The sequence below is a fragment of the Streptomyces sp. NPDC005775 genome (genome assembly GCF_042871565.1).
Lineage (GTDB): Bacteria > Actinomycetota > Actinomycetes > Streptomycetales > Streptomycetaceae > Streptomyces.
In genome coordinates this window covers 1-5,125 of record NZ_JBIAIU010000033.1, presented here as the reverse complement: position 1 = coordinate 5,125, position 5,125 = coordinate 1, and the positions used below count along the sequence as shown (strand labels likewise).

Below are 5,125 nucleotides of genomic sequence, written 5' to 3'. Positions count from 1 at the left end.
GACCCGCCGAAGAAGGACAAGCCGGAAGAGAAAAAGCCGCCCACCTGCGACGTCAAGCACAGCTTCCCGCCCGGCACGCGGGTTCTCCTGGCAGACGGACGCGCCGTCCCCATCGAGGCGGTCCGGGCCGGTGACCGGGTCGAGGCCACCGACCCGGCCGGCGGGCTGACCCGGGCACGCCGGGTCGAGCGGCTCATCACGACGTACGACGACAAGGACTTCACCCGCCTGGTCGTCCGCACCGCCGGTGGACCCGCGGCGCTCACCGCCACCGACACCCACCCGTTCTGGGTCGTCGGTCAGCGGGGGTGGACCGACGCGGGCGACATCACGCCCGGAATGGAACTGAGGTCCCCGGACGGTTCGGTCCTCTCCGTCGCCGGTGTCTCCCGCTACACGCAGCGGCGGACCACGCACGACCTCACGGTCAACGGCCTCCACACCTACTATGTTCTGGCGGGACAGACGCCGGTCCTGGTGCACAACGACAACTGCAACTCGCTCACGCGCAAGCAGGCTGACAACGTCGCGGATTACCTGGGCTACACGAAGACCAACAAGCGGTCCGCGGGTGGAGCCCCGATCTGGGAGAACAAGAAGGCGACGGGCGGCCAGCCCCGGTACATCACCTACGACCGGACCGGGCACAACAAGCAGGCAGTGTTCAAGGGCGCCAACTTCCGGAATCCGTTCCAGTCGACCAAGGACTCGGCCCGGGACGGTACGTACGGACTGGACGTCTCGCCGGACGGAAAGGTGCTGGGGCTGAAGTGGCTGGCGAAGTGAGCGACGCACGCGATGCCGGACTGGATACCGAGCTGATCATCAGCCCGCGTTCCCAGGGCGTCCGGGACGATCTGGCGGACGCGCCCGGCTGGCCCGCGTACGTGGCGCGGCTGCGCGCCGCGGTCGCGACGGTGATCGCGGCCTGTGACGTCGACGCCCTGGAGGTCGGCGAGCTCCTGGTGAGCCTGCCCCTCCCCGAGGTGTACGCCGACCTGCGCAACGGTGTGGAAGTCGGGCCGGCCGAGGCGATCGACCTGGTCGAGGCCATGGTGGCCGGGCACGGCCCGTACTGCGGGCTGTCCGGTCCGGGACGCCTTCGGATCGAGTCGGGGTGGGACGGGGCCGTACACCTCTACGTCGCGCCGGCGGCCGCCTCGGAGCTGCCGGCGCGGCTACGGGACGGCGAGCTGAGCATCGAGTGGCGGCAGGCGGCCCCGGAGCCCGTGGAGGTGACGAGGCCCGTGGAAGCCGTCGCGGACGACGACTTCTGGAAAGCCGTCCGGGAGGTGTCCGAGCGGGTCACGCTGGTGTGCGAGCGCTGGGCGCACGGTGCCTACGGCTGCCGTTGGTTCCGGGTGACCCCGCAGAACGCGGACGAGGTCGCCCGGCTGGTCCAGCCGCGCTCCCTGCTCTGCGTGGCAGTCGATCCGGACCTGCGCCCCCGGCCCGAGCTGCTGGAGGACGACCTCACCGCCTTTGCCGCCCCGGGGCCGCCCGGCGAGTTGCTGTACCGGCCCTGGCCCGGCGGCGCCGACGCTCTCTCCGACGTCACCGGTGACGGGTACTCCTTCGTCCTGGCGGACAGGACCGCGGGCCGGTGGTGCGCCGTGGTCCCGGACCCGGACGGGGCCGTCAGGGGCCGCTGGGAGGATCCGGGGGACGCGTAGCGCACAGCGTTGCCCCACGCCATTACGTGCCAACGGCTGGGTGCGTCCGGCCCGCTGGGGACGCCGCGTCGCGTCAGGGCAGCTTCGCGGCCTGGGCGGCGACGAGTTCGGCCGGGAGCCGCGGGGTCTTCGCCGTGACGAAGTCGGCCACGTAGAACGTCACGATGGTCGAACCGGTCCGCACCAGCTGGAAGAGCAGCGGCACCTCGTCGCCCTCGATGCTCCCGGTCACCTGGTAGGCGATGCTCTCCTGGCCGGCCGGGGGCAGCGGGAGCTGCTTGACCTCCGTGTACGTGGAGGGGCCGTCCGCGCCCGAGGTACGGAAGCCGCCCGCGCAGGCCCGGACCGCGTCCCGGACACCGCGCATGAGCTGCTGCGCCCCGCCCCCGGGGTGCGAGGTAAGGATCTCGGTGACGACGGTCTGGTCGTCCTTGCCCTCCTCCGACTTGTCCATGACGGTACGGAAGACGGTGGCGGCCGGGGTGGGTTCGGGTGCGCCGTTGATCACCGCGACGAGCGGCCGGCAGTCCTTGTTCTCCGACCGCTCCGTGCCCCTCTCCTCGCCCCCCTGCATGGGTGTGACCTCGTAGCTCCCCGCCTCGCCGGTTCTCAGCGCGACCGCGGCGAGCCCGGCCTGGTCCAGGACCTTGCCGCTGCTCGTGGGGGTCGACGTGGGCGACGGAGCGGCGGAGTCGCTCGCGGCAGTGTCGGGGGAGGGCGCCCCGCTCGGCTTCGCGCTCGCGCCCGCGACCTTCCCGCCGTCCTGCTCGGACGACTTCCCGTCGTCCGCACCGCAGGCGACGGCCGCCAGGCAGAGCACCGCTGTGGTGGCCGCCATGGCTGCCGTACGTGCCCTGGGGACTCTCGTAGTCACTGACCGCTCCTGACCGGCGAACCGCTACCGCCGACGTTGTTCCCGCACGGACTCCGCACGCTAACAACCGGAGCGGTGCGGCGGCTTGGGCCCACGGGCCCAACTCAGGGCGGGCCGGAACCGAGCAGCGTCCACGCCCCGTACGCCGCCGAGGCCACGGCGAGCACCGCGAGGACCGCCGCCGTCCGGGCCGTGGAGCGCAGCCGCAGCAGCGCCACGGCGGGCGGCAGCAGAAGCGGGAAGGCGGGCATCATCAGCCGGGGCCGGGAGCCGAAGTAGCCGGAGCCGATCAGCGAGATGACGACGACGGCGATTCCGTAGACGAGTACGGGCAGCGGCTGGCGCTGCCGCACGCACAGCGACACGAGCCGGCCGAGGGCGGCCAGGGCCGCGCACAGCCCGAGCATGGCGGGCAGCGGCAGGCCGAGGATGAAGGAGGCGAGGGCCGCGCCGCCGTCGATGCTGTTGCCCCACTGCGCCTGGACGTCGAAGTAGGCGAACGGCCGCCCCTCGCGCACCGCGACGAACACCACGTACGCGAGCCAGCCCAGCGGCGCGATGACCACCCCCAGCAGCATCCGGCCGTGGCGGCGGATCATGCCGTCGCCGGTACCGGCCCGGTACTCCCGTACGAGGGTGACGGCGGCGGTGACGGCGAGGGCGGCGATGAGCGCGGCGGCGGACGGGCGGGTCAGCCCGGCCAGGGCGCACAGCGCGCCGGCGACGATCCACCGCCGGGTCAGCACGGCGTACAGCGACCAGGCCGCGAGCGCCGTGAACAGGGTCTCGGTGTACGCCATCGACTGGACGAACGCCGTCGGGTACACCCCCCACAGCGCCGCCAGCACCACCCCGGTCCGGCGCCCGTACAGCCGTGCCCCGACGGCGAAGATCCCCCAGGCGGCGAGGAGCGCGGCGGTCCAGGCCACCAGCAGCCCGGCACCCGGAAGGCCGAGCGGGGTCACCTCCGCGAGGCCGCGCTCGAGCGCGGGCAGCAGCGGGAAGAAGGCCAGGTCGGAGTGGACGCCCCCGCCCGGGAGCGTGACCGTGTATCCGTAACCGTTCTCGGCGACCCGCTGGTACCAGAGGGAGTCCCAGCGCTGGGAGAGCAGGTGCGGCGCGTTCTTCCCGGCGGCCGACGCGGCGGCCCAGAAGACGACGAGCCCGACGATCCGCACCGCGGCGTACGCGCCGAGTGCCGGTGCGGCGGCGGTGAGGGCGGTGACGGCGCGCCCGCGCACCGGCCGGCGCTCCGGGTGGGGACGGGCGGGGGTGACCTGGGGGGAGGGGCCGGGGGACATACGACCGATTATCTCTGCCGGCCGCCACCGCCCGGCCCGGGGGCCCCGCCGCGTCTCATCCGTCGGAGCGTCGCCAGAAGCGCCGCGTCCACCAGTACAGAACCGTCCGGTCCGCGGGCCAGGGCCGGTCCTGTACGAGGGGTGCCTCGAAGGAGTCCGAGGCACCGACGGGCCGCCAGCCGGGCACGACGTCCTCCCCGGCCTCCGGCGGACGGGCGCGGTGGGCGAACCGTTCCTCGCTCACCCCCGCCGCTGCGTAGTTCCGCTGGGCCTCCACGAGCGAGACACGGTTCGCGCCCCGTTCCATCGTGGGCCAGCGCAGCTGGGAGGCGTCGTCCTCCCACTTGCAGACCGGGCAGATCATCGAGGAGCCGGGCGGGTCCTCGAAGACCGTGTGGCCGCAGGCGACACAGGGGTACCGGTCGGGCCGGTCCCCGTCGGACCCGGCCGCCCCGTCAGACCTGTTCACGTGCACGTCGCATCCTCGGCCTCCTGCGCCGCATCGTGCCCGGCATCCCCTTGAACGCCGCCAGGCCACCGTCGAGTTTGTAGAAGGAGATGATGCCCTTCTTGCTCTTCATCCCGTACTCGCCCGTGTCGGGGTCGAAGTACCGGACGGTGCCGTCCTCCGACGCCTCCTTGACGAGCACGCCGGGCCGGCCGCCGTCGCAGTCGCACATCAGGTCCTTGGCGGCTTCCTCGTACTCCCGCTGCGACTCGTACCCCATCTCATCACCGTGCTTCGCGTAGTGCTCGTCGAGGTTCCCCTTGCTCGTCCACTCGTCGCAGTTGTGGACCAGGGCGTTCTGCCCGGCGACTCCCACGTAGTAGGTGTGGATGCCGCTGACGGTGAGGTCGTGCGTGGTCTGCCGCTGCTGGTAGTGCGCCACGGACCGGACCGTGAGGGATGACCCGGCAGGGGTCCGCAGCCGGTCCCCGGGCCGGATGTCACCGGCGTCCACCCAGCCGTTCCGCCCGTTCAGCCAGAACGGGTGGGTGTCCGTGGCGGTGAGTGCGGCGGTCCGGCCGTCCACCCCCACCTGGAGCCGGGTGAACGCGCGGTCGCTGTAGGTGCGGATGGTGTCGGTGACCGGCCGGACGGTGGTCAGACCGTCCTCGGGGTCGGTGACCGTGACCAGCATCCCGGTCCGTACGGCCTCGATGGGAATCCGGCTGCCGTCGGCGAGGAGCACCGGCGTACCCGCCAGGAAGCTGTGCTTGGTGCACGGGGGCTTCTTCTCGTCCGGCTTCTTCTCGTCGGGTTTGTCGTTCTTGGG

General features: G+C 72.6%; 6 protein-coding genes. 2 read left to right on the top strand and 4 right to left on the bottom strand.

Annotation, left to right across the window (positions count from 1 at the left end; genetic code table 11):
• Nucleotides 1–786, top strand: a 786-nt coding sequence (locus tag ACFYPA_RS37035; RefSeq protein ID WP_389137047.1) for a toxin C-terminal domain-containing protein, incomplete at its 5' end; no start/stop codon positions are given.
• Nucleotides 771–1,673, top strand: coding sequence for a hypothetical protein (locus ACFYPA_RS37030; protein ID WP_389137045.1), 903 nt, complete (start codon nt 771–773; stop codon nt 1,671–1,673). The genes ACFYPA_RS37035 and ACFYPA_RS37030, both read left to right, overlap by 16 nt.
• A gap of 73 nt (nt 1,674–1,746) precedes the next feature.
• Here the strand turns inward: ACFYPA_RS37030 and ACFYPA_RS37025 are convergent, their stop codons facing one another.
• The 4 genes from ACFYPA_RS37025 to ACFYPA_RS37010 form a co-directional block, all read right to left on the bottom strand.
• Complete coding sequence (locus tag ACFYPA_RS37025; RefSeq protein ID WP_389137042.1) at nt 1,747–2,547, bottom strand: hypothetical protein; 801 nt, start codon at nt 2,545–2,547, stop codon at nt 1,747–1,749.
• A gap of 104 nt (nt 2,548–2,651) precedes the next feature.
• Nucleotides 2,652–3,848: a hypothetical protein gene (locus ACFYPA_RS37020; RefSeq protein WP_389137040.1), complete on the bottom strand. Its 1,197-nt coding sequence runs from the start codon at nt 3,846–3,848 to the stop codon at nt 2,652–2,654.
• A gap of 55 nt (nt 3,849–3,903) precedes the next feature.
• Nucleotides 3,904–4,317: a CPCC family cysteine-rich protein gene (locus ACFYPA_RS37015; protein WP_359321155.1), complete on the bottom strand. Its 414-nt coding sequence runs from the start codon at nt 4,315–4,317 to the stop codon at nt 3,904–3,906.
• A partial coding sequence (locus ACFYPA_RS37010; protein WP_389137037.1) for a polymorphic toxin-type HINT domain-containing protein occupies nt 4,304–5,125 on the bottom strand: 822 nt, incomplete at its 5' end. The genes ACFYPA_RS37015 and ACFYPA_RS37010, both read right to left, overlap by 14 nt.

Coding starts and splice junctions, on each gene's coding strand:
- ACFYPA_RS37020 (WP_389137040.1), bottom strand. CDS start 3,848: ATGTCCCCCGGCCCCTCCCCCCAGGTCACCCCCGCCCGTCCCCACCCG.